The 21,430-nt window shown below is 63.1% G+C and carries 23 protein-coding genes; 15 read left to right on the plus strand and 8 right to left on the minus strand.

The window, feature by feature from the left end:
• Positions 1-9: 9 nt before the first annotated feature.
• On the minus strand, positions 10-603 hold the full coding sequence (locus SADO_RS12755) for a Maf family protein (RefSeq protein WP_353111982.1): 594 nt from the start codon (positions 601-603) through the stop codon (positions 10-12).
• 140 nt (positions 604-743) lie between these two features.
• Here SADO_RS12755 and SADO_RS12760 point away from each other — a divergent pair, with 140 nt between their 5' ends.
• The 5 genes from SADO_RS12760 (at position 744) to clpA (ending at position 5,378) form a co-directional block, all read left to right on the plus strand.
• The gene (locus tag SADO_RS12760) at positions 744-1,280 is read left to right on the plus strand and encodes a YceD family protein (protein WP_353111984.1); all 537 of its coding nucleotides are present in this window, start codon (positions 744-746) and stop codon (positions 1,278-1,280) included.
• A 35-nt stretch (positions 1,281-1,315) separates the two neighbouring features.
• Positions 1,316-1,498 (plus strand): 50S ribosomal protein L32, encoded by a 183-nt coding sequence (rpmF, locus tag SADO_RS12765; protein ID WP_353111986.1) that lies wholly within the window; start codon positions 1,316-1,318, stop codon positions 1,496-1,498.
• A gap of 45 nt (positions 1,499-1,543) precedes the next feature.
• Positions 1,544-2,554: a phosphate acyltransferase PlsX gene (plsX, locus tag SADO_RS12770; RefSeq protein ID WP_353111988.1), complete on the plus strand. Its 1,011-nt coding sequence runs from the start codon at positions 1,544-1,546 to the stop codon at positions 2,552-2,554.
• A gap of 173 nt (positions 2,555-2,727) precedes the next feature.
• Positions 2,728-3,060 (plus strand): ATP-dependent Clp protease adapter ClpS, encoded by a 333-nt coding sequence (gene clpS / locus SADO_RS12775; protein WP_353111990.1) that lies wholly within the window; start codon positions 2,728-2,730, stop codon positions 3,058-3,060.
• A 59-nt stretch (positions 3,061-3,119) separates the two neighbouring features.
• The gene (gene clpA / locus SADO_RS12780; RefSeq protein WP_353111992.1) at positions 3,120-5,378 is read left to right on the plus strand and encodes an ATP-dependent Clp protease ATP-binding subunit ClpA; all 2,259 of its coding nucleotides are present in this window, start codon (positions 3,120-3,122) and stop codon (positions 5,376-5,378) included.
• A 94-nt stretch (positions 5,379-5,472) separates the two neighbouring features.
• On the opposite strand, the gene SADO_RS12785 is transcribed toward clpA, so the two are convergent.
• The 4 genes from SADO_RS12785 to SADO_RS12800 all read right to left on the minus strand — a co-directional run bounded on the left by SADO_RS12785 (position 5,473) and on the right by SADO_RS12800 (position 11,351).
• The gene (locus tag SADO_RS12785; protein WP_353111994.1) at positions 5,473-8,607 is read right to left on the minus strand and encodes an error-prone DNA polymerase; all 3,135 of its coding nucleotides are present in this window, start codon (positions 8,605-8,607) and stop codon (positions 5,473-5,475) included.
• A complete protein-coding gene (locus SADO_RS12790; protein WP_353111996.1) occupies positions 8,604-10,028 on the minus strand; it encodes a Y-family DNA polymerase in 1,425 nt (474 codons plus the stop codon). Before SADO_RS12790 ends, SADO_RS12785 begins: the two co-directional genes overlap by 4 nt.
• Positions 9,988-10,785, minus strand: a complete 798-nt coding sequence (imuA, locus tag SADO_RS12795; protein WP_353111998.1) for a translesion DNA synthesis-associated protein ImuA — start codon at positions 10,783-10,785, stop codon at positions 9,988-9,990. The genes SADO_RS12790 and imuA overlap by 41 nt, the downstream gene beginning before the upstream one ends.
• A 137-nt stretch (positions 10,786-10,922) precedes the next feature.
• Positions 10,923-11,351 carry an META domain-containing protein gene (locus SADO_RS12800; RefSeq protein WP_353112000.1) on the minus strand — a complete coding sequence of 143 codons (429 nt, stop codon included), beginning with the start codon at positions 11,349-11,351 and terminating at the stop codon, positions 10,923-10,925.
• Positions 11,352-11,501: 150 nt separating this feature from the next.
• Here SADO_RS12800 and SADO_RS12805 point away from each other — a divergent pair, with 150 nt between their 5' ends.
• The 5 genes from SADO_RS12805 to SADO_RS12825 all read left to right on the plus strand — a co-directional run bounded on the left by SADO_RS12805 (position 11,502) and on the right by SADO_RS12825 (position 15,402).
• Positions 11,502-12,857, plus strand: a complete 1,356-nt coding sequence (locus SADO_RS12805; protein WP_353112002.1) for an MATE family efflux transporter — start codon at positions 11,502-11,504, stop codon at positions 12,855-12,857.
• Positions 12,858-13,074: 217 nt separating this feature from the next.
• Positions 13,075-13,365, plus strand: a complete 291-nt coding sequence (locus SADO_RS12810) for a hypothetical protein (protein WP_353112004.1) — start codon at positions 13,075-13,077, stop codon at positions 13,363-13,365.
• Positions 13,366-13,603: 238 nt separating this feature from the next.
• Positions 13,604-13,936, plus strand: coding sequence for a hypothetical protein (locus tag SADO_RS12815; protein WP_353112006.1), 333 nt, complete (start codon positions 13,604-13,606; stop codon positions 13,934-13,936).
• Between the two features lie 91 nt (positions 13,937-14,027).
• Positions 14,028-14,753, plus strand: a complete 726-nt coding sequence (locus SADO_RS12820) for a hypothetical protein (protein ID WP_353112008.1) — start codon at positions 14,028-14,030, stop codon at positions 14,751-14,753.
• Positions 14,754-14,820: 67 nt separating this feature from the next.
• The gene (locus SADO_RS12825) at positions 14,821-15,402 is read left to right on the plus strand and encodes a YqaA family protein (protein ID WP_353112010.1); all 582 of its coding nucleotides are present in this window, start codon (positions 14,821-14,823) and stop codon (positions 15,400-15,402) included.
• A 116-nt stretch (positions 15,403-15,518) separates the two neighbouring features.
• Here the strand turns inward: SADO_RS12825 and SADO_RS12830 are convergent, their stop codons facing one another.
• Positions 15,519-16,082, minus strand: a complete 564-nt coding sequence (locus SADO_RS12830; protein WP_353112012.1) for an SRPBCC family protein — start codon at positions 16,080-16,082, stop codon at positions 15,519-15,521.
• A gap of 218 nt (positions 16,083-16,300) precedes the next feature.
• Between SADO_RS12830 and SADO_RS12835 the strand changes: the two genes are divergently transcribed.
• The 5 genes from SADO_RS12835 to SADO_RS12855 all read left to right on the plus strand — a co-directional run bounded on the left by SADO_RS12835 (position 16,301) and on the right by SADO_RS12855 (position 20,001).
• Positions 16,301-16,873, plus strand: a complete 573-nt coding sequence (locus SADO_RS12835; RefSeq protein ID WP_353112673.1) for a LemA family protein — start codon at positions 16,301-16,303, stop codon at positions 16,871-16,873.
• Complete coding sequence (locus SADO_RS12840; RefSeq protein ID WP_353112014.1) at positions 16,873-17,643, plus strand: TPM domain-containing protein; 771 nt, start codon at positions 16,873-16,875, stop codon at positions 17,641-17,643. Before SADO_RS12835 ends, SADO_RS12840 begins: the two co-directional genes overlap by 1 nt.
• A 10-nt stretch (positions 17,644-17,653) precedes the next feature.
• Positions 17,654-18,271, plus strand: coding sequence for a TPM domain-containing protein (locus SADO_RS12845; protein ID WP_353112016.1), 618 nt, complete (start codon positions 17,654-17,656; stop codon positions 18,269-18,271).
• Positions 18,272-18,364: 93 nt separating this feature from the next.
• The gene (gene purE, locus SADO_RS12850) at positions 18,365-18,859 is read left to right on the plus strand and encodes a 5-(carboxyamino)imidazole ribonucleotide mutase (protein ID WP_353112018.1); all 495 of its coding nucleotides are present in this window, start codon (positions 18,365-18,367) and stop codon (positions 18,857-18,859) included.
• Positions 18,856-20,001, plus strand: a complete 1,146-nt coding sequence (locus tag SADO_RS12855) for a 5-(carboxyamino)imidazole ribonucleotide synthase (RefSeq protein ID WP_353112020.1) — start codon at positions 18,856-18,858, stop codon at positions 19,999-20,001. The genes purE and SADO_RS12855 overlap by 4 nt, the downstream gene beginning before the upstream one ends.
• Positions 20,002-20,070: 69 nt before the next feature.
• Here the strand turns inward: SADO_RS12855 and SADO_RS12860 are convergent, their stop codons facing one another.
• Positions 20,071-20,898, minus strand: coding sequence for an N-acetylmuramoyl-L-alanine amidase (locus SADO_RS12860; RefSeq protein WP_353112022.1), 828 nt, complete (start codon positions 20,896-20,898; stop codon positions 20,071-20,073).
• A 40-nt stretch (positions 20,899-20,938) separates the two neighbouring features.
• Positions 20,939-21,337 carry an acyl-CoA thioesterase gene (locus tag SADO_RS12865; RefSeq protein ID WP_353112024.1) on the minus strand — a complete coding sequence of 133 codons (399 nt, stop codon included), beginning with the start codon at positions 21,335-21,337 and terminating at the stop codon, positions 20,939-20,941.
• Positions 21,338-21,430: the final 93 nt, after the last annotated feature.

The following is a 21,430-nucleotide window of genomic DNA, read 5'->3' on the forward strand; positions in this document are numbered from 1 at the left end:
CCCCGTTAATTAGGGAAGGTCGACGCCGGCCTGTTCCAGAAAACGGCGCAAGGCGATCAGCGGCAAGCCGACGAGGGCCGAGGGATCACTCGACTCGATGGCCTCGACCAGAGTGATGCCGAGCCCTTCGGACTTGATGCTGCCCGCCGTTGCGGTCACATCTTCGGCTTGAACATAGCGCTCGATCTGGGCATCGCTGAGTTCGCGAAAACGTGTGGTCACCGTTTCCACCGTCGCGAGCGGTTCGTCGAACCCGGGTGCACACACGCACAAACCGCTATGAAATAGAACGCTCTGGCCCGACTGCTGACGCAGCTGCTTCTTCGCGTTTTCTCGTGTGCCCGGCTTACCCAGGATGATGCCGTTCACGTCCGCCACTTGGTCGGCACCGATCACGATCGCCTCCGGCCACATCTCGGCCACGCTCTGGGCCTTGGTGATGGCAAGACGGCGTGCGAGAGCGATAGGTGTTTCCTGCGGCTGCGCGGTTTCGTCGACGTCCGGCGAGGTTGCCTCGAATTTGATCTGGAGCTGGCGCATGAGCTGACGACGCCAGGGCGAGCTGGAAGCCAGAATGATAAGACCGGGATTCGCTGGGGCCATGACAGGTCCTTGGGACAATTCTCGAGCCGCTGGAGGATAAACGATCACCCTGTATAATTCGTTAGCGGATGCTTGCTGTGGTGCGCGAACGCCGCGAAATGCTTTGACTTGCGGCGGCTTCGGCCCTATTATCGCGCGCCATGAACAGGCTGGGAACGCTGGCACATCGTGTCGATTACCGTCGGCTCGCCACCCAGCAGGGGCGTGCGAGCGGCGAGATTGAATTGTCCCGCTTGCCTCGCGTGACAGCCGAAATGGCTGGCGCGGCGCGAGACGGCGATACCATTGCTGTCGACCTTGAGTTCAAGGAAGACGCGCAACGGCGAGTTCGTGTCGAAGGCACGATAGACACGACGCTTCTATTGGAGTGTCAGCGCTGTCTTCAGGTCTTCGACGAGTCGATGCATGTCGATGTCGCCGGCGTTGTCGTCGGTGACGATGACGCGGCAGCCAATGTGCCGCGTGACGACGAACCAGTGATGGCCGATGGCGATCTGCTGGATGTTCATGCGCTGGTAGCCGACGAGTTGCTGCTGGCGATGCCGAGCGTGGCGCGCTGCGCACGACCGGCCTGTAGTGCGGCGTACGTCAAGGACGAGGCGCCGCGACGAGAGACGAAAGAGCAAGAACCGAACAATCCGTTCGCCGTGCTGAATCAGCTCAAGCGCAACGATTGACGATTTCTACAATACGCTGGAAGACATAGAACGCCATGGCCGTCCAAAAGAACCGCAAATCCCGCTCGAAGCGCGACAAGCGTCGTACCCACGACCAGATGACGCACCCGACGCTGTCCATCGACTCGACGACCGGCGAAACCCATCGTCGTCATCACGTCACGCGCGACGGTTTCTACCGTGGTCGCCGTGTCGTGAACATCGGCGACGACGCCTAGCAGTCGATTGATGACGGTCCCGGTCGGGGCCGTCGCGACAATCTTATGACCCGTATTGCTGTCGACGCCATGAGCGGCGACCACGGCGCCCCTGTGGCCGTGGAAGCTGTCATGGCGAGCTTGCGAGCGCATCCCGATCTCGAAATCATCGTGGTCGGCGATGCGGATGCGCTGAACAAGGAAATCGCCCGCCATCGCAAGGCCGATGTGGGTGACCGCCTGACTGTGCAGCACGCTGCAGAGGTTGTCGGCATGTGCGAGTCGCCGGCGCGCTCGCTGCGCCAGAAAAAAGACTCGTCAATGCGCGTGTCGATCAATCTGGTGCAGCAGGGCTCGGCCAGCGCATGCGTGTCGGCCGGCAATACCGGCGCCCTGATGGCGACCGCACGTTTCGTGCTGAAGACGCTGGCTGGCATCGACCGGCCTGCGATCGTGTCGCCGATCCCCTCGCGTCGTGGTCACACGCTGATGCTGGATCTCGGCGCCAATGCCGAATGCACCCCCGAACAGCTGTTTCAGTTTGCCGTGATGGGCGCCGTGCTTGCCGAGGCGGTGCATAGCGTCGACAGTCCGCGCGTTGGCCTGCTGAATATCGGCGCCGAAGAGATGAAGGGCAATGTCCAGATCCAGCAGGCGGGCAAGCTCATCGGCGATAGCGAACTCAACTACATCGGCTTCGTCGAAGGCGACGATATCTATATCGGCGACGTGGATGTGGTCGTGTGCGACGGTTTCGTCGGTAACGTCGCGCTCAAGACCAGCGAGGGCCTCGGTAAGCTGATCGCTCAGTTCCTGCGTGAGGAATTCTCGCGCAACGCGCTTACCCGGACCGCGGCCCTCTTCGCGATGCCGGTGCTGCGTGCCTTTCGTCGCCGTGTCGACCCGCGTCAGTACAACGGTGCGACATTCATCGGCCTTCAGGGCACGGTGATCAAGTCGCACGGTGACGCGGACGCGGTGGCATTCGCCAGCGCCATTGATGTGGCGCGCATGGAAGTCGAGCAGCAGGTGCCCGAGCGTATCCGCACCTTGCTGGCGCACAGCCTCGGCGAATAGGCGCCGGCCGCGCGTCGCGCGGCGTCCACGCGCGCCCTGGCATTGTCGGGACAACCGATTGCTCCCAATCGATTGATTTGGCGCCCCCGTATCCTTATATCCTGCGTATAGAAAACCGGGTGTGATCGCAGTCTGGCCGAAACACTGGCCGCTGCAATCTTAAGGTAGGCGTGATGAGTCAGTCCGACAAACCGAAGCCGACAGTGGAAGACGAAGGCGAAGCCGTCGTCGAAACCAGTCGTCCCAAAACCAAGCAACCGCCGTTGTACAAGGTGATCGTGCACAACGACGACTTCACGCCGATGGAGTTCGTGGTCGAGGTGCTGATGACCTATTTCTCGCTCGATCGCGAGCAATCGGTACAAGTCATGCTTACCGTTCATACGCGCGGCAAGGCGGTTGCAGGGACCTTCACGGCTCAGATTGCCGAGACCAAGGTGGCCATGGTTAACGACCATGCACGCGCCCACCAGCACCCGCTGTTGTGTACTATGGAAAAAGCCTGAATTCCGGCCGATAAAGGAATCATCAGGCCTCAATCGAACGTCAAGTTCGGGGACGCAAAATGCTGAGCCAGGAACTCCAAACCGCTCTCGATGCTGCCTTCATGGTGGCCAGGCGGCAGCATCACGAGATGCTTACCGTCGAACATCTGTTGATGTCGCTGCTGGACAATCCGGCCGTGGTCGAGGTGCTCGAGTCGGTCAATGCCGATATTCCCCGTCTGGAGCGCGAGCTCAAGAGTTATATCGATACCCATGTGCCCGTGGTTCCGGCCGGCGAGGATCACGAAGTGCAGCCCACCCTGGGTTTCCAGCGCGTGCTCCAGCGCGCGGTCTACCATGTGCAGTCTTCGGGCAAGAAGGAGGTCACCGCGGTCAATGTACTGATCGCGATCTTCTCGGAGCAAGAGTCGCATGCGGTGTTCCTGCTCGGTGAGCAGGATGTGACGCGTCTCGACGTGGTCAATTTCGTCTCGCACGGCGTGTCCAAGTCCGAATCGGACAGCCCGGAAGTCGGGCCGACGACCGAGAAGTCCGCTGAAGAGGGCGAGTCGAACAAGTCGCCGCTCGAGCAGTACGCAACCAATCTCAACCGCAAGGCGGCAGAAGGCGACGTCGACCCGCTCATCGGGCGCGATCACGAGATCGAACGCGTGATTCAGACGCTGTGCCGCCGGCGCAAGAACAATCCGCTACTCGTCGGCGAAGCGGGCGTGGGCAAGACGGCGATCGCTGAAGGCCTCGCGCGCATGATCGTCGATGGTGAAGTGCCCGACGTGCTCAACCACAGTGTGATCTATGCGCTGGATCTCGGCGCACTGATTGCGGGTACCAAGTACCGCGGCGATTTCGAGAAGCGTCTCAAGGGCGTACTGGCGGAGCTCGACAAGCAGGACGGCGCGGTGCTGTTCATCGACGAGATCCATACCATTATCGGTGCGGGCGCGGCTTCGGGCGGCGTCATGGACGCCTCGAACCTGCTCAAGCCCAAGCTGGCCTCGGGCGAGCTGCGTTGCATGGGCGCGACGACCTACCAGGAGTTCCGCGGCGTGTTCGAGAAGGATCGTGCGCTCGCGCGTCGTTTCCAGAAGATCGACGTGCCCGAGCCGAGCGTTGCCGATACCGTGCAGATCCTGCGCGGACTCAAGGAACGCTTCGAAACCCATCATCAGGTGCGCTACACCCAGCCGGCGCTCGAAGCGGCGGCTGAGCTGTCGGCGCGCCATATCAATGATCGCCACCTGCCCGACAAGGCCATCGATGTGATCGACGAGGCCGGCGCCCGGCTTCGCCTGCGTCCGTCCGGCAAGCGCCGCAAGACCGTGCAGGTACGGGATATCGAGGACATGGTCTCGCGTATCGCGCGGATTCCCTCCAAGACGGTTTCGCGGGACGATCGCGATGTACTCAAGACCCTCGAGCGCGATCTCAAGCTGGTCATTTTCGGCCAGGACGAGGCTGTCACCTCGTTGGCGAGCGCGATCAAGATGTCGCGTTCCGGGCTGGATAATCGCGACAAGCCGATCGGCTCTTTCCTCTTCGCCGGCCCCACCGGCGTGGGCAAGACCGAGGTCACGCGCCAGCTGGCGCTGCATCTCGGCGTCGAACTGGTCCGCTTCGATATGTCCGAGTATATGGAGCGCCACACCGTGTCGCGCCTGATCGGCGCGCCGCCCGGCTATGTTGGTTACGACCAGGGTGGCCTGCTGACCGAGGCGGTAACCAAGCAGCCGCATTCGGTGGTGTTGCTCGACGAGATCGAGAAGGCACACCCGGATATCTTCAATCTGCTGCTGCAGGTCATGGATCACGGCAAGCTCACCGACAACAACGGGCGCGAGGCGGACTTCCGCAACGTGATCCTGGTGATGACGACCAATGCCGGCGCGGAAGCCATGGCCAGCCGTGGCATCGGTTTCAACCCGAGTGACAGCAGCTCGGATGGTATGGAAGCGATCCGGCGCGGATTCACGCCGGAATTCCGGAACCGTCTGGACTCGGTCATTCAGTTCGAGCCGCTCCAGGGTGAGGTCATCGAGCGAGTCGTCGACAAGTTCGTGCTCCAACTTGAGGCTCAGCTTGAGGCGCGCGGTGTTGAGCTCACGGTGGAGTCCGAGGCACGCAGCTGGCTTGCTCACCGCGGCTACGATGTGAAGATGGGTGCTCGGCCAATGGCCCGCGTGATCCAGGATTACATCAAGAAGCCGTTGGCCGAGGAACTGTTGTTCGGGCGCCTGGCCAATGGCGGCCAAGTGGTCGTGCGCGTGGCCGACGACGAGATCGAACTCGACGTCTCGCCGCGCGAGGTCGCAGAAGCTTAGCCAATAGCGCCCTGTCTCTGGATTGCAGGCCCGGTAGATTCACCGGGCCTTTTTTATGCGCTGAATTAACTTGGTTTCATAGCGCTCTGATAAATCAGTGAAAATCACGTGACCGTGTGCTTAGTCCGCCAAGTCGATGACTGTCGTCGATGATATGGCGCGCCACGCAATGGGTGACGGGGCCTGCGCGCTGCATCTGCCCGAATACGCGCAGTAGCCGTGCGCTGGTGACGGCGACGCGGTAACGCTTGAACAGAGTGGGCCAGATCACGAGATTGATCGGCCCGGTCTCGTCTTCCAGAGTGACGAAGGTCGTGCCCTTGGCGCTGCCGGGACGTTGGCGAATGGTGACCAGCCCGGCAACATGCGCCGTCTGTTTGTCGGCGAGTCGACCGAAATCGGTTGCGGTCAGGACACCTTCGCGTTGTAACTGCTCGCGCAATAGCGCCAGTGGATGTCGACGCAGGGTCAGAGCGAGGCTGGCGTAATCGGCGACGACATCGGTGCCTTCATCCGGTGCCGGCAGGTCGACCGGTTCCTCGGGCGCTTCCAGGTCTGCGAACAGATCCTGATGCACCTTAGTCGCGGCGATCTGCCATTGGGCTTCATGCCGGTGGCCGGCCAGGCTGCGTAACGCATCGGCACGCGCCAGCGCATCCCGGGCGCGTCGTTCCAGCGTGCCACGAGTGACCAGATCCGCCACATTGCGAAACGGCCGTTGCCCGCGAGCGGTGACGACACGCGCAGCGGTATCGGGAGCGAGTCCTTTCACCAGCCGCAGACCCAGGCGCAGGGCGAATCGGTTATGAGCTGTCGCCGTCACGTCGTCCAGTGGCTCAAGCGTGCAGTCCCAGTCGGAATAACAGACGTCCGGCTCGCGCACGACCACGCCATGCCGGCGGGCATCGCCCACCAACTGGGCTGGAGCGTAGAAACCCATGGGCTGACTGTTGAGCAGGGCGGCGGTGAAGGCGGCCGGGTAATGGCATTTCAGATATGCCGAAACATAGACGAGCAGGGCGAAACTCACAGCATGGGATTCCGGGAACCCGTAGCTGCCGAAACCCTTGATCTGCTCGAAAATGCGATCTGCGAAATCCTCGTTGTAGCCATTGGCGGCCATCCCGGACCTAAGGCGTTCGCGCCAGGGCTCGAGCCCGCCTTTTTTCTTCCACGCTGCCATGGAGCGACGCAGACCATCGGCCTCGCCGGGTGTGAAGTTGGCCGCCACCATGGCGATCTTCATCACCTGTTCCTGAAAGATGGGTACGCCGAGCGTGCGTTCGAGCACGCCGCGCAGGGCATCGCTCGGATAGCTTACCCGCTGCGGGTTGTCGCGACGTTCCAGATAGGGATGGACCATGCCGCCCTGAATCGGCCCGGGCCGCACGATGGCGACTTCGATGACAAGGTCGAAGAACGTACGCGGCTTCAGGCGCGGCAACATGCTCATCTGGGCACGCGACTCGATCTGGAATACGCCGATGGTGTCGGCGTTCGAGGCCATGTCGTAGGTCGGCTTGTCCTTGCCGGGAATGCTGGCCATGGTCAGTTGCCGGCCGTGGCATGCAGAAACCAGGTCGAAGCAGCGGCGTATACAGCTGAGCATGCCCAGAGCCAGCACATCGATCTTCATCAGGCCGACAGCTTCGAGATCATCCTTGTCCCACTGGATGATGGTGCGCTCGGGCATGGCGGCATTCTCTACCGGCACCAGTTCCTCCAGCGGCGCTTCGGAGAGCACGAATCCGCCGACATGCTGGGAAAGATGACGCGGGAAGCCGATGAGCGTATCGACCAGCACGAGAATACGGGTGAGCTGCTGCTCGTCGATATCTATACCGCGTTCTTCGAGCTGATCGGCAAGCGTGCCGTCGTCACTGCGGCGTGACATAGCCCGGGCAAGCGTATCAATCTGATCGACGCTCAGACCCATGGCTCGGCCGATATCGCGCATCGCACTACGCGGCCGGTAATGGATGACGGTCGCCGCCAGGGCAGCACGGCGGCGACCGTACTTGGCATAGATGTACTGGATAACCTCCTCGCGGCGCTCGTGTTCGAAGTCCACGTCGATATCGGGTGGTTCGTTGCGCTCGCGTGAAATGAAGCGCTCGAAGAGCATGTCGTGCCGGACCGGGTCGACTTCGGTGATCTCCAGGCAGAAGCACACCACAGAGTTGGCAGCCGACCCGCGCCCCTGACAAAGAATGCCCCGACTGCGGGCATGGGCGACGATGTCGTGCACGGTGAGGAAATAGTGCGGATAGTTCTTTTCCGCGATCAGTTCGAGTTCGCGCTCGATCTGGCCCCGTACCGTCGCGCTGGGCCCGTTCGGCCAGCGCTTGCGGCTGCCTTGCTCGACCAGCGCGCGCAGATGGCTTTGCGCGCTCTGGCCGGCAGGCACCAGTTCAGCCGGATAGTCATAACGAATATCGCGCAGATTGAAGTGGCAGTCGGTCGCGATCCGAACACTCGTTGCCAGGGCTTCGGCCGGATAAATCGCGGTCAGCGTCGACAGCGGGCGCAGGTAGCGCTCCCCGTTGGCGAACAGGGTCTGTCCTGCCGTGGCCACGGTGCGGCCCATGCGCAACGCGGTGAATATGTCCTGCAAGGCGCGGCGTGCGCGCCGGTGCATGTGCACGTCGCCCACGGCGACCAGCGGCAGACCGTACTGGGCTCGCAAGGCGGCAAGACGGCGCTGGTGCGAGTCGTCGCGGGCCTGGCGGTGCAGCGCGAGGGCGATATGGGCATGACGCGGATAAGCGCTTGCCAGCCAGCCGAGCACGTCGCATAGCGCGGCAGTGGGCGGGCTGTCGTAGTCGGGCAGTACAAGCAGATGGCAATCATCGAGCGTGGCGGCCTGAAGATCAGCGAGATCGAGCGCGTAACTGCCCTTGTGCGCGCGGCGCCGGGCTGTCGTGATCAATTGGCAAAGCCTTGTGTAACCGGGCCGATTACGGACCAGCACAACCAACGTAATGCCGTTGGCCAGTTGGAAGCGACTGCCCAGGATCAGCGGTATACCGCTGCGTTCGGCGGCCTGTAGAGCACGTACCGCGCCGGCCAGGCTGCATTCGTCGGTGATCGCGATTGCGGCGTAGCCGAGTTCCGCGGCGCGTGTCACCAGTTCTTCTGGTGTCGACGCGCCGCGCTGGAAGGAGAATCCGCTGACACAGCACAGTTCGGCGTAGCCGGGCGGGGCGGGCGAGTCTTCGTCTGTTGTCATCCGAACAGGCCGTGCATGTAATACACGGGCGGACTGTCGGGACGCGCATGGACAAGATCACGATAGACCCAGAGCAGGCGTCCCCGGCTGTCCCGGGCGCGGAAATAGTCGCGCCGGATGCTGTGCTGCCACCAGCCGGTCTCGATGCGTTCCGGGCCACTTATCAGGGTCAGATCATTCGGCGCCCGCTGTGGTTCGTCGAGGAGCCAGAGCGGGCGCGGGGCGGAGGCCGCTGCACTGTCGGTCGGCGGTCTATCGATCTCGGTGCTTGATTGGTCGGGATGGTGATCATCCACCGCTTGCAGCCAGCCCACGGCCGAATGGCCGAGCCGTGCGCGCAGGCGATCGAGAACCGCCGGCCACTGTTCACAGCCCGTGCTGTCCTCGTCGCGCCAGAGGCTGTCCTGTTCGTGCTCGTGGCGGCGTAATCGGTCGCTGGCCAGCGCGATCTCGAGCACTGGGGCAGCGAGGGTGAGCCGTGCCAGGCGTTCGTGAGCAACACGTTCCAGATGATCAGCCGCGCGCGAAGGGGCGGCCAGTCGCAGCATCAGCCGGGTGGGCGGAAGATCGTCGTGAAAGAGTTTGATCTGCAGCGTCTGGATCGTGGCATCCGCCCCCTGTAGAAAGGCGGCGAGTTCGCCAAGAATGCGCCGGAGCACGAACACCAGTCCCTGCGTGGTTTCGACCGCGCCGGTGAGCTCATGCCTGGTGCCGTAGCGTTGCGGCAGTTGATACAGCGTCAATTCGTGTGGCCGTTGTCCTCGCACACGTTCCAGATGGTCGAGTGTGGCCTGACCGTAGCGGCGTATCAGTGCGCCGGGCGGCAAAGCCAGTAGTTCACCGGTCTGACGCAAGCCACTGGCCTTGAGCGAGAGTTCGGCGCGGGGATCAAGATCGAGACAGTGCAGTGGCAGATGCGCCAGCGATCCGTCTTTCTGGCCGCGTGTGGGCGCTCGGGCAAAAGCCAGTGCGGCATCCGGCGTATCGGCGACGCCGAGGCTGTAGCGATAGCCCATGCGGTTGAGATCCCGGCGCACGGCACGCAGTAATCTTTGTCGGCCGCCAAAAAGTTTCAGGCTCGCGCCGATTTCGAGCACGACACGGCTGCATTCGATCTGATCACCCGCCGGCGCGATATGAACCTGACTGCTATAGCGCCATGCCCAGCCGCCCAGGCGTTCCAGTGCAGCCTGTTCGCCAGCGATACGTCGTTCGAGTATGTGCATGTCTGGTGCGCGCATGCGCGCATCCGCGAGCACCATACCGCGGCGCACACCTTGCTCGATCGCGGGTTCGCCGGCAGCAACAACCCGCCGCTTTCCGGCCTGGTTCTCGACTACGAGTGTGGCCGTCGTGGCGGGTGCGACAGCGTCGCTAAGGCTATCGAGTGCCCAGTGGGGGAAACGCAGGGCGAGCCACATGCGATCTGGTCTCCGAAGCGGTGGATTCATTGCTGGCCGGTGCACGCACGCTGGCCAGCGAAACAGGAGCGGGGCGCATCTGCCAGGGCTGGTCGAGCGCGGCCTGCAGACCGACAGCCCGGGCACCGGCAGGGCCGCGACATTTGAGTATTTCCAGACGCTGGCCTTTGGCGCCGGCGGTGATCGCCACTCGCAAAGCGGCCGGGGAGCGCTCGGCCGCGCGACGAATATCGCGATAGACAAAAACCGGGCAGACCGACTTTTCAGCGGCCAGCTGCAGCCGGCGCAGGGCGGTGGTATCCAGGCTGTCCCCCCAGACCACGAAAGCCGTAAACGCATGGGCATGGGCCATCTGCTCGACACACCAGACCCGTTCGTTGTCGTCCCGGCAATGGATGATAGGCAGTCGAGCACAGTCGATACCCGACTGGGCAAGCGCAGCGGCATGCAGGGTGCCGGGTGGCGCAACGAAAGCCAGCTGACGACGTGGATGAGCGGCCATGCGGGCCGCGAGGCCGTGTAGCAACAGGCTCAGTTCACCCATGCCCGTGTTGGAACTCAACAGCTCCGTGACCGCGCCAATGGGATAACCACCGCCGGGCAGCAGCCGGTCAAGTGCCGCCGAGCCCGTACTCATCGCCGGCAACTCGGCCTGACGCGTGGCGCGATGGACGCCGAAGCGCCGCCAATAGGCTTCGTGTTCGGCCAGTCGGCGTTTCGCCGCGGGATTCGATGTGGAGGTGTATAGATTGCTCATGACTGTATTTATATACAGTAAAAAGAGCAGTGGCTACCCCTGAGCCAACCTCAGAGCAGGCGCGGCCCGTCAATTGGGCGATTGGCGCGCACCGGCCGGTACGCGCGTCGCGGGATTCGCTCGGCGCGTTGCGCCAGTTAGCGGGTGGGCAGGGCCTCGAAGCGGGCCAGGGTGCGGCCACGGTTGTCGAACAGCGTAAGCATGCCGTTGTCGACCTGTGCCTCGCTGGTGCGCTCGAGCGCGTGCATGAAGGCTTCTTCCTGCTCCATGGCATCGGCACAGTAACGGCGCGTGCTTGCCAGCGAATCGAAACGCAGGCTCTGGCCGCCACCGCTGTATACGCCGTTGAGGCGGTTGCAGCCGGCAAAGCCTTCCACGCGCTGGCTGTCGCCGTGCATCAGCAGATAGGGGTCACGCCGCGTGGCCTCGCGATCGACCGGACGGTTGTCGAGCTGGGCGAGCTGCCACTCGGTGTCGGCCAGGCGGATGAAATCGGGCGTGCCGGCGCAGGCAGCGAGCACCAGTGTGGTAAGCACAAGCAGACAGAACGTGCGGATAGCGTGCATGGGGCCTCGTATATGGCGTAGTTGAAACCGGTCCGGCCCCAAGCGTAGCGGCCCCGGGGGCGCTATTGCACGTGTTCGCCCGCGGCTGCTGCCTCCGGGGGTTCGATCATGGCGTAGAATCGCGCGGCATTTCGCAGCGATAAGCTTTTCTTGATCGACTCCTCGTCCACCTACGCCAGCACCGGTGCATTGCGCCGTCAGCTGTTTGCCCAGACCTGGCCGATGGCAATCGGCGTGATGTCGCTATTGGGCTTCCAACTGGTGGACTCGGCTTTCGTGGCACGTCTCGGCACGGCGGCGCTGGCCGCGCAGTCGTTCACGTTTCCGATCACTTTTTTGATGATCGGCGTTCAGGTCGGACTGGGTATCGCGATCGCCGCGCTCATCTCGCGCGCGATCGGTGCCGGTGAGGCCGAACGCGCACGGCGGCTCGGTAGCCTCGTACTGTTCGGCGGCGCGGCGGTGATCGGTCTGCTCGCCATCGCGCTATGGATTTTACAGCAGCCGCTCTTTCGCCAGCTGGGCGCCGAAGGCGAAGCACTCGAACTCATCGCTCGGTACTGGCCCGTGCAGCTGCTGGCCAACTGGTTCGCGGCGCTGCTGTATTTCGGCTACACGCTGTTTCGTGCCCACAACAACACGCGTCTGCCGGGCTTGCTGATGGTCACGACCAGCCTGCTCAATCTGGTCCTCGATCCGTTGCTGATCTTCGGTGTTGGAGACTGGGGCGGCTTGGGGCTGCCCGGTGCGGCCTGGGCGACAACCCTGGCGTTCTCTGTCGGTCTGCTGCTGGTGGGCTGGCGGCTGTCGCAGCGGGACTGGCTGAGCTTCACCGATCTGACGGGCGAGGCCCGCCGATCGACCGGCGCGTTCGCAGTGATCGCAGGGCCTGCCATGCTCAGCCAGCTCATGCCGGCCCTATCGGCGATGGCCGCCACGGCCTTGATCGCATCGCTGGGAGAGCAGGCCGTTGCCGCCTGGGGACTGGCGAGCCGGCTGGAGACGGTCTCGTTGATGCTCGTGCTGGGGCTGACCATGTCGTTGCCGCCGTGGCTCGGCCATTGCTACGGGGCGCACAACTGGCCGCGTATCCGCGTGCTGATGTCGATCGCCTTTCAGGCCGTGATTATCTGGCAGCTGTTGTTCGGTGTGGTCATGGCCTTGGCGGCGCCTTGGATTGCCGGCGGTCTGTCGGACGATCCCGGCGTGCAGGCGAGTCTGACCTGGCTGATCCGCGCCATGCTGCCCAGCTATGCGCTGCTTGGGCTGTGCATGCTCGTTGTTTCGGCGTCGAACGCGCTGGGCTGGCCGCTGCGTGCGATGATGATTTCCTTTGCGCGCCTGTTTGTCTGCTATCTGCCGTGTATCGCAGTCGGGGTATTACTCGGCGAGATGGGCTATGTCGGGCTCGGCGCGGCGCTGGGCAATGCATTGGCCGGAACGATGGCATGGCTGGCCTTCCGGCGCAGCATGAGCCAGTTGCCGGAGCAGGCGGCAAAGCGCTGAGTCCGGATCCGGTTGTAGCGTTATCGGAGCTGTCGATAGGCATATAGACAGTTGCGATCAAAAGGCGTCTAAATGCGGCGTTATGTGATCGAAAAGCACCTTTTCACCGCGTTCCTCAAAAATGTTGCACTGCAGCGATTGAAAACGCGCGCGCCGGTCCAATCTCTTTCTACAAGCCAGTTTTTAGTTTGTCATTTGCTTAGAAAGGGAGACTTCAATGTCTACATCACGCTATTTGAATCGCAAGAGCGCGATCGCTGCTGCCGTCCTTACGCTTGCAGGATTCGCCGTGCCGGCAACGGCCGCTTCCAATCCGCAGAGCTATCAGGACAACGTCACGCCGATGTCCGCTTCGCAGTCCGCCATGCTGCGTCACGGCGCGCCGGCCAATGCTGACGTGGCAGCGGCCACGCCGTCCAGTGACGACGTGCCGGCCAGCCGTAGCCAGATCGAGGTTCTCGATCTGAGCCACGCGCGTCATGCCCGCATGGCGTTGGCCAGCCAGTAAGTTGCTTGCGGCCACTGACGTGGCTGTTGGAACAGAAAGGCTCGGTTCTGCCGGGCCTTTTTTATGCCCGACGTCCGCGTTGAACGCTTCTGCCGTCCGTCAGCTCGCGGTGCGATGACGCTTGAAGCGGCCGATGGATTGCGCGACATTTGAATTCCACATGAAGCGGTCGTGATCGACCGACCGGCAACCTGCCGCTCGTCATCCGCAAAGACCGTCATACCCACGGAGGAGCGATATGCGTAATCGATTCAGAATGCTGTGCCGCGCGAGCCTCGGCCTGACCCTGCTGGGCTGTATGGCCGCGATGCCGGCCTTTGCAGCTGATTCCGAAGAGAAAGCGGGCGAGACCGCCATGCCGGCGACCGAGCATCAGTCCGAGAACGTGCGCAACGTGCCGGAATCGGCCGACGGCATGAATACCGGCGAGCAGATGCCGACGTCGGAGGATATGCCGGCCACCAAAGCACAGAAGGAAGGGATGAAGGAGCAGGATAAAATGTCACAGGATCCGGGCATGTCCGAATCCGGCTCGGGTGACAGCATGTCCGGCGACGAAGCCGAACAGTAGCCCAGTACCGACTCTGCCTACGATGCCCGGCGCTGTGCCGGGCATTTTTTGTGCATCTCAATCGGCGCGAGAGCCGTTACGCTATGGCGTGATGAAAGCGCTTTCCCGCAATTCAACAGCTGGCCAGGACGTGCCGGCCACGCTACCTCGACGCCATGCGACTCGCCTGCGCCACTACTGGCGCAGCCACGGCTGGGCTTGCCACGACAATATCGACCTGGATCTATTGCGCTGGGGGCTGATCGAAGAGATCGCAGATGGGGCTCTTGCGAGCCATTTCCTGGTCACCGCACTTGGGCGTGACGCGCTTGGCGAGGCCGTGGTGCGCAATCGTCGTGCGCGCAGCCGCCATGCGGAGGTTGCCGAAAGCGTCGCCCGCCATCTGGCTGGGCTCGGGCGACTGGTGTTTACCGAGCTGTCTATTCATACCGTCGAGCACACCGCGGAAGGACGTTGGTCGCTCTGCAAGCCGGACGTGTTTTCGCTTACGCGCAGTCTGCGGCCGGACCATCTGGCACCGCAGGTGCACGAAATCAAGGTTCGGCGCAGCGATCTGCTCGGCGAGCTGCGTTCACAAAAGACGCGACGCTACCGCGAACTGGCCGGCGAAGTGTTCTTCGTCCTGGCCGAGGGCATTGCCGAGCCCGAAGAGATACCGGCCGATTATGGTGTCGTCGTCTGGCGTGAAAGCGGCGGCTATACGCTCGCCCGTAGCGCGCCTCGGCATGCGTACACGATCGAGACGCGTCACTGGATGGCCATGGCCCGCGCGCGGCCGTTCATGGCCGAAGATGACTCGCTTCAACTGTCGTTCTGACCGAAGATAGCGCGATGCAGATTCGAAAAACGACGATCGGCGCGGCCCGCCAGCAGGGCGCAGCGTCTTGAGCCGCACTGCGGCCTGGACCCAACGACTGCTCGATTCGCCCCACGGGCTGGCGTGGCTCGGTGTGCTCTCGGCACTGGAGACAATCATCCTGCCGATCCCGATCGAGCTGATCATGGTGCCGTATATGCTGGCGCGTCCGCGGCGGCTTTGGCTGATCGCGGGCGTGACGCTGCTGGGTTGCGTGGTTGGGTCACTCATCGGCTACACGGTCGGCTTCTTCTTGTTCGACTCGATTGGCCAACCGTTGCTCGAATGGATGAATGCCCAGGATGCCTACGACAGCTTCGAGAAGAAGTTTGACGATAACGGCTTTCTGGCGATTCTGGCGATCGGCGTCACGCCGGTGCCGTTTCAGGTTGCACTGCTCGCCGCCGGCATAGCGGGGTATTCAATGCCCTTGTTTCTGGCCGCGGTGGGCATCGCGCGCGGGCTGCGTTATTTCGGCCTGGCGCTACTGGTGTGGCTCGTTGGCGAGCGGGCACTGGCGCTGTGGCGGCGCCATGCGGTCGCGACGGGGTTTGCGGTGTTACTGATTATCGGCGCGATATTCGTCGCCATGAAGTTCATGACGGCCTAGGCAATAACGCGAACGGTGAAGTGGGGGCTGCCGCTGTGTAGCTAGCCGACCGGGCCGGAAACACGCAGGCAAGAGAAAGAAATCGACCCGCTGTGGGCGGGCCGAATACTGCAGGGCTACTCTTCGCCGGTGGCCATCGTCCGCACGGTCGTCAGGCCGGCACGATAGACATTGATGATCACGCCCTTGGCGTCCTTGTCGGCCGTGCCTTCGGCAGCGTCGAACTGGCCCTTCCAGGTCAGTTTGGCGCTGGATTCGCCTTCGGCCTCGACCATGATCGTCGAGGCATAGTTCGAGACCGGCAGCACGCCGTCGACGATCTCGTAGCTGAACTGCATCTCCTCATCGCTCCACGCGGTGAGCTTTTCGTTGATGCTGCCGCCATCGCCAAGCATGAGATGACGCACGGCCCCGGGCTCGTTGTTTTCGCCCTCGGTGAGCTCGCTCGACTGCACGGCGGGGTGCCAGTTGGCCAGTCCGTTGAAGTCACGCACGAGGCCCCAGACTTTGTCCGGACCGGCGTTTATCGCCACGCTTTCAGTAACGGTAATGCTGCCCGCGGCCATGCCGTTGTCGCCTTCCTCGTGATGAGCGGCGAGGGCGGTCCCGGCAAACAGGGTGGCCAGAGCCAGGCCCGTGGCTAAGCCCGCGGCCGTTTTCGGCCATGCGCTGTATTTCATCGGATTCTCCTCGTGTTCTCGTTATATTTGCGCCGTGCTCCATTGCACTGCGCACAACCAATCTATACGCGCTGACCTTGCAGGCCAAGCGATCAGCCGTTCAGGCGTGTTGCGTCACGGCACTTTGCCGTAGAGTGATCGCCATTCAACGATTAGTTCTACGGAGTTCTATCTTCATGTCGGCGACGCCTGTTCTTTTTCATAAACGCCTGCCGGGCATGCTGCTGTTGCTCGCGCTGCTGGTCTCGCTGACCGGCTGCGGCGTCAATAACATTCCCACCTACGACGAGCAGGTGAAGGCTGCCTGGGCGCAGGTCGAGAACCAGTACCAGCGCCGGGCCGATCTGGTCCCGAATCTGGTTCAGACCGTGAAAGGGTTCGCCGAACAGGAGCGCGAGACGCTGACCTCGGTGATCGAGGCACGCTCCAAGGCGACGTCGATCCAGGTCGACGAGAGCATCCTCAATAATCCCGAGAAACTACAGCAGTTCCAGCAGGCCCAGGGCGAGCTGTCCAGTGCGCTGAGCCGTTTGATGGCGGTTTCCGAGCGCTACCCGGATCTGAAATCGAACCAGAACTTCCTGGCCTTGCAGTCGCAGCTGGAAGGTACGGAAAACCGGATCTCGGTCGCACGCCGTGACTTCATTCAGGCCGTGCAGCGTTACAACACCGAGCTGCGCACGTTCCCGGGCCGACTCTGGCATTCGCTGATGTATAGCGACATGGAGCCACACGCCAACTTCGAGGCTGCGGCGGAGAACGCAGAGCAGGCGCCCCAGGTTCAGTTCTGATGCGATCGAGTTCGAACAGTGCGCGCTATTTCGTGTTCGTCGCGATTCTCTTGCTGGTCAGCACGGCGTCCTGGGCGGCACCGTCGTTCCCGGAGCTGACCGGGCGCGTCGTCGACAACGCCCAGATGCTCGACGCGGCGGATCGGCAACAGATGACGGACATGCTGGCCGCCCACGAACAGGCCAGTGGCGAACAGGTCGTGGTCGTGACCTTGCCGGAGCTTGGCGGCGAGACGATCGAGCAGTACGGCTACCAACTCGGTCGGCACTGGGGCATTGGCGAAGAGGGCGAGGACACGGGGGCGCTACTGATCATCGCCAAGGCCGAACGCAAGATCCGGATCGAAGTGGGTTATGGCTTGGAAGGCCGACTTACCGACGCGCAGTCCTCCGTCATCATCGACCGCGTCATCACGCCCGCTTTTCGCCAGGGCGATTTCAGCCAGGGCATTGTCGCCGGCACGGCCGCGATGGTGCAGGTGCTTGGCGGCGATCCGCTGGCCGAGCCCGAACAGCGTTCGCGCGGCGAGGCCGGCAAACCATCGATCCTGCGTAGTCTCGGCTTCTTCGTACTCATGATCGTGATCATCGGCCTGTTTGGCAGCGGCGGTGGCGGCGGCCGGGGCGGTCGCCGGCGGCGCGGCCTCTGGGGCGTGCCCATCATGATGGGCGGCGGCTTCGGCGGCGGCAGCAGTGGCGGTTTCGGTGGCGGCGGATTTTCCGGCGGTGGCGGTGGCTTCGGGGGCGGCGGCGCCTCCGGTGGTTGGTAACGAGATTCGTATGACATTACTCAACAACAACGAACGCCAGCAGGTGACCGACGCGATTGCCGCGGTCGAACGCGAGACCGACGCGGAACTGGTGACCGTGCTCGCCGAGCGCGCCGACGACTACGCCTATATCCCGCTGCTGTGGGCCGGGCTGATCGCGCTGCTATTGCCGGGCGCACTGCTGTTCTTCACGGCCGCGATTTCTGCGAGCACGCTGCTGCTCATTCAGTGGAGTGTTTTCGTCGCGCTGGCGCTGGTTTTCCGGCTGCCTGCCGTCACGACGCGGATGATCCCGAAATCGGTACGCCATTGGCGGGCAGCGAATCTCGCCCGTCGTCAGTTTCTGGAGCAGAACCTGCACCACACTCGCGATGCCACCGGCATGCTGATCTTTGTGTCCGAAGCCGAGCGTTATGTCGAGATCATCGCGGACCGTGGCATCTCACAGCATGTCGACGATAGCGAATGGCAGGCGATTGTTTCGGCCTTCACGGCGCGCGTGCGAGCCGGCGAAACCCGCGCCGGCTTCCTTGAATGCATCGCCGCCTGTGGCGAGAAACTCCACACCGCGGTGCCCGCCACCCATGAACGCAACGAGCTGCCGAATCACCTGGTGGTACTCGATTAGATACACCCTCGCTGGATCGCAGGCCTGGTGCGGCCAATACCGCACTAAATTGATAGACTAGGCCGCTTTTCTGCGAGCTGCGCAGGGGGCGAGATGGATAACAACAAGCCGCTGGTCGGCGTAATCATGGGCAGCACCTCGGATTGGGACACCATGCAGGTGGCCCACGAAGTGCTCGACGAATTCGGCGTGGCCCATGAATGCCGCGTGGTTTCCGCGCATCGCACACCGGATGTGATGCGAGATTACGCGCATGCCGCCGAGGAACGGGGCCTGGAAGCCATCATCGCCGGCGCCGGTGGCGCGGCCCACCTGCCGGGCATGGTCGCCGCGCAGACGCTGGTGCCTGTGCTTGGCGTGCCGGTGAAAAGCCGCGCATTGAACGGCCTGGATTCGCTGCTCTCGATCGTGCAGATGCCGGGCGGCGTGCCGACCGCTACATTTGCCATCGGCAGTTCGGGGGCGCGTAACGCCGCACTGTTTGCGGTCTCTATGCTTGCCAATACTCGCCCGGAACTACGCGCCGCGCTGGCCGATTTCCGCAAGCGCCAGGCCGACAAGGTTCAGAACGACGAGCTGCCGTTATGACTCGACCGATTCTTCCCGGCGCCACCGTTGGCGTACTCGGCAGCGGCCAGCTGGGCCGCATGTTTGCCATTGCTGCACGCCGTATGGGCTATCGCGTCCATACTTTCTCGCCTGGGGACGACACGCCCATGGGCCAGGTCGCCGACCGCGAGGCGGTGGGTGACTACAACGATCTCGAGGCGGTAGGCGAATTCGCCAGCCGCGTCGACGTTGTGACCTTCGAGTTCGAGAACGTGCCGTTCGAAGCTGCGCGTACGGCCTCCGAGCACGTGCCCGTACGCCCACGCGGCGAAGTGCTGCATACCGCCCAGCATCGTCAGCGTGAAAAGGATTTTCTCGCCGGAGCGGGTTTCCCGACCGCGCCGTTCGAACATGTGCCGGATCGAGAAGCACTTGATGCGGCGCTTGCGCGTATCGGCACGCCCGCCGTGCTCAAGACCGCAGGTTTCGGCTACGACGGCAAGGGCCAGGCCGTGATCCGTGACGCGAGCGAGGCGGATGACGCCTGGCAGTCCATCGGCGCGGGCGAGGCCGTACTCGAAGGCTTCGTGGATTTCGAGCGCGAGATTTCGGTGGTCGCCGCACGCGGCTGCGACGGCGAGTTTGCCCACTACGGGGTCACCGAGAATCGCCATCGCGACCATATTCTCGATGTCTCCATTCCCGATCCGGATATCGATCCGAAAATCACCCAGGAAGCGGTCGAGATCGCACGCGGCGTGCTCGAAGCGCTCGACGTGGTGGGCGTGCTCTGCGTCGAATTCTTCCTCAAGACCGATGGCAGCCTGGTGATTAACGAACTGGCGCCGCGTCCACACAACTCCGGTCATTTCAGCTTCGATGCTTGCGTGACCAGCCAGTTCGAACAGCAGCTACGCGCAGTCTGCGCGCTGCCGCTGGGCGACACTCGCCGCCTGCGCCCCTCGGCGATGGTCAACCTGCTGGGTGATCTCTGGGCCGACGGCATGCCCGACTGGCGCGCCGCGCTATCGGACCCCGCGCTCAAGCTGCATCTCTACGGCAAGGCCCAAGCACGCCCGGGGCGCAAGATGGGGCATCTGACGGCCTTCGGCGACGACGGCGAAGACGCCGCTAGGCACGCAATCGCCGCGCGAGACGCCCTTATCGCGGGCCGCCGCTAGCCGGACCCGTTCGACCGCCGCCCGCACGGGCTGGGCGGCGCACTCATCCCGCCATCGGTTTTTCGGCGGCTAGCGATACTTGTCGTTCAGCGCCCAAAGCCGCGCTACGGTATCGACATCGGGTGTGCCGTCGTAGCGAGCGGGGCGGAAATGCATCTGGAACGACACCAGCACTGAGTGCGTCCTTTGATCGAGCACGCCGGTGACCGGTATTTGATAGCCGTAGCGCGAGAGCGCCGACTGGATGGCTGCGATATCCGGCATGCGCTGGAAAAAGCGTCGCCGGTAGGCATCCACCGTGGCGGCGTCCGGCCAGGCGCCTATACCGCGACGATAGAGTTCTTCCCAGGGGAACGCGGGGCCCGGGTCGACTTTTCGCCCGGGCGCGATATCCGAGTGCCCGACCACGTTCACCGGCTGAATGTCGTAGCGCCGGATAATGTCGCGTGCGAGCGTGGTCACGGCCTCGATCTGGCCGCCGCCGAAACCTTGCCAGGCCGGTCCGCCGGCCGTCTCGATCGGCCCCGCGTTGACGATTTCGATACCGATCGAGCTGTCGTTGAGATGGCTGCGGTCGGCCCAGGCGCTGGTACCGGCATGCCAGGCCCGCGCGTACTCGTCGACGAGCTGATACACGACCGGATCACCACTATGCTCGGGCGGCCGATCGCCAACGAGGTAGTGTGAGCTGACGGAGTTGCCGGTCAGCACCTTGAGTGCGCGCGGTTCGTCGCCACCGGTGTAATGCATCACCAGAAATCGCACGCGCTGATTGTAGGCACGCGCGCTCTGTGCCTGATCCGCCCAGTAGCCATTGCGCTGCTTGAGGGTGGCGGGCGTACAGGCGGTAATCGCCCAGGCGATACCGACCAACAAGGCCAGACGGGTCGTGCGCATGAGGGCTTCACTCCGGGGTTTCGACATCAGTGGTAAGGAATCAGGCTTCGCCATCGGCAAAACGATCCTTGATATAGGTCACTTCGGTTTTGCCGTGCGGCTTGGGTTTGCCGTCGTCGCCCATGCACACGAACACCAGTTCGTCGATCGTGAGGATGCTCTTGCGGCTGATCTTGTTGCGCACTTCGCAGCACATGGTTAGCGACGTAGTGCCGAATCGTACGGCGGCGATGCCCAGCTCGATGATGTCGCCCTGGCGCGCGCTGGAGACGAAATTGATTTCGGAGATGTACTTGGTGACGATATGCGCTTGGTCGAGCTGGATGATCGCGTAGATCGCGGCTTCTTCATCGATCCAGCGCAGCAGACTGCCGCCGAAAAGCGTGCCGTTGGGGTTGAGATCTTCCGGCTTAATCCACTTGCGCGTATGAAAATTCATGATCGATCCTCGATCGCAGCTTGGCCGCAAAGCCATGCAGGCTACCCGATGCGCTGCGGATCGGCCATGACCCGATCGATCGCCAGATCGCAC

Origin of the sequence: Salinisphaera dokdonensis CL-ES53 (assembly GCF_040361215.1) — a bacterium.
In the GTDB taxonomy this organism is placed as follows: Bacteria; Pseudomonadota; Gammaproteobacteria; order Nevskiales; family Salinisphaeraceae; genus Salinisphaera; species Salinisphaera dokdonensis.

Excerpts from the sequence above, each read along its gene's own strand:
- SADO_RS12790 (WP_353111996.1), bottom strand. The coding sequence starts at position 10,028 with ATGTGGCTCGCCCTGCGTTTCCCCCACTGGGCACTCGATAGCCTTAGC.
- clpS (WP_353111990.1), top strand. The coding sequence starts at position 2,728 with ATGAGTCAGTCCGACAAACCGAAGCCGACAGTGGAAGACGAAGGCGAA.
- SADO_RS12800 (WP_353112000.1), bottom strand. The coding sequence starts at position 11,351 with ATGCACGCTATCCGCACGTTCTGTCTGCTTGTGCTTACCACACTGGTG.
- SADO_RS12810 (WP_353112004.1), top strand. The coding sequence starts at position 13,075 with ATGTCTACATCACGCTATTTGAATCGCAAGAGCGCGATCGCTGCTGCC.
- SADO_RS12835 (WP_353112673.1), top strand. The coding sequence starts at position 16,301 with ATGCTGCTGTTGCTCGCGCTGCTGGTCTCGCTGACCGGCTGCGGCGTC.
- rpmF (WP_353111986.1), top strand. The coding sequence starts at position 1,316 with ATGGCCGTCCAAAAGAACCGCAAATCCCGCTCGAAGCGCGACAAGCGT.
- SADO_RS12855 (WP_353112020.1), top strand. The coding sequence starts at position 18,856 with ATGACTCGACCGATTCTTCCCGGCGCCACCGTTGGCGTACTCGGCAGC.
- SADO_RS12785 (WP_353111994.1), bottom strand. The coding sequence starts at position 8,607 with ATGACAACAGACGAAGACTCGCCCGCCCCGCCCGGCTACGCCGAACTG.
- SADO_RS12840 (WP_353112014.1), top strand. The coding sequence starts at position 16,873 with ATGCGATCGAGTTCGAACAGTGCGCGCTATTTCGTGTTCGTCGCGATT.
- SADO_RS12845 (WP_353112016.1), top strand. The coding sequence starts at position 17,654 with ATGACATTACTCAACAACAACGAACGCCAGCAGGTGACCGACGCGATT.
- SADO_RS12760 (WP_353111984.1), top strand. The coding sequence starts at position 744 with ATGAACAGGCTGGGAACGCTGGCACATCGTGTCGATTACCGTCGGCTC.
- SADO_RS12865 (WP_353112024.1), bottom strand. The coding sequence starts at position 21,337 with ATGAATTTTCATACGCGCAAGTGGATTAAGCCGGAAGATCTCAACCCC.
- SADO_RS12815 (WP_353112006.1), top strand. The coding sequence starts at position 13,604 with ATGCGTAATCGATTCAGAATGCTGTGCCGCGCGAGCCTCGGCCTGACC.
- purE (WP_353112018.1), top strand. The coding sequence starts at position 18,365 with ATGGATAACAACAAGCCGCTGGTCGGCGTAATCATGGGCAGCACCTCG.
- imuA (WP_353111998.1), bottom strand. The coding sequence starts at position 10,785 with ATGAGCAATCTATACACCTCCACATCGAATCCCGCGGCGAAACGCCGA.
- SADO_RS12830 (WP_353112012.1), bottom strand. The coding sequence starts at position 16,082 with ATGAAATACAGCGCATGGCCGAAAACGGCCGCGGGCTTAGCCACGGGC.
- SADO_RS12755 (WP_353111982.1), bottom strand. The coding sequence starts at position 603 with ATGGCCCCAGCGAATCCCGGTCTTATCATTCTGGCTTCCAGCTCGCCC.
- plsX (WP_353111988.1), top strand. The coding sequence starts at position 1,544 with ATGACCCGTATTGCTGTCGACGCCATGAGCGGCGACCACGGCGCCCCT.
- clpA (WP_353111992.1), top strand. The coding sequence starts at position 3,120 with ATGCTGAGCCAGGAACTCCAAACCGCTCTCGATGCTGCCTTCATGGTG.
- SADO_RS12860 (WP_353112022.1), bottom strand. The coding sequence starts at position 20,898 with ATGCGCACGACCCGTCTGGCCTTGTTGGTCGGTATCGCCTGGGCGATT.
- SADO_RS12820 (WP_353112008.1), top strand. The coding sequence starts at position 14,028 with ATGAAAGCGCTTTCCCGCAATTCAACAGCTGGCCAGGACGTGCCGGCC.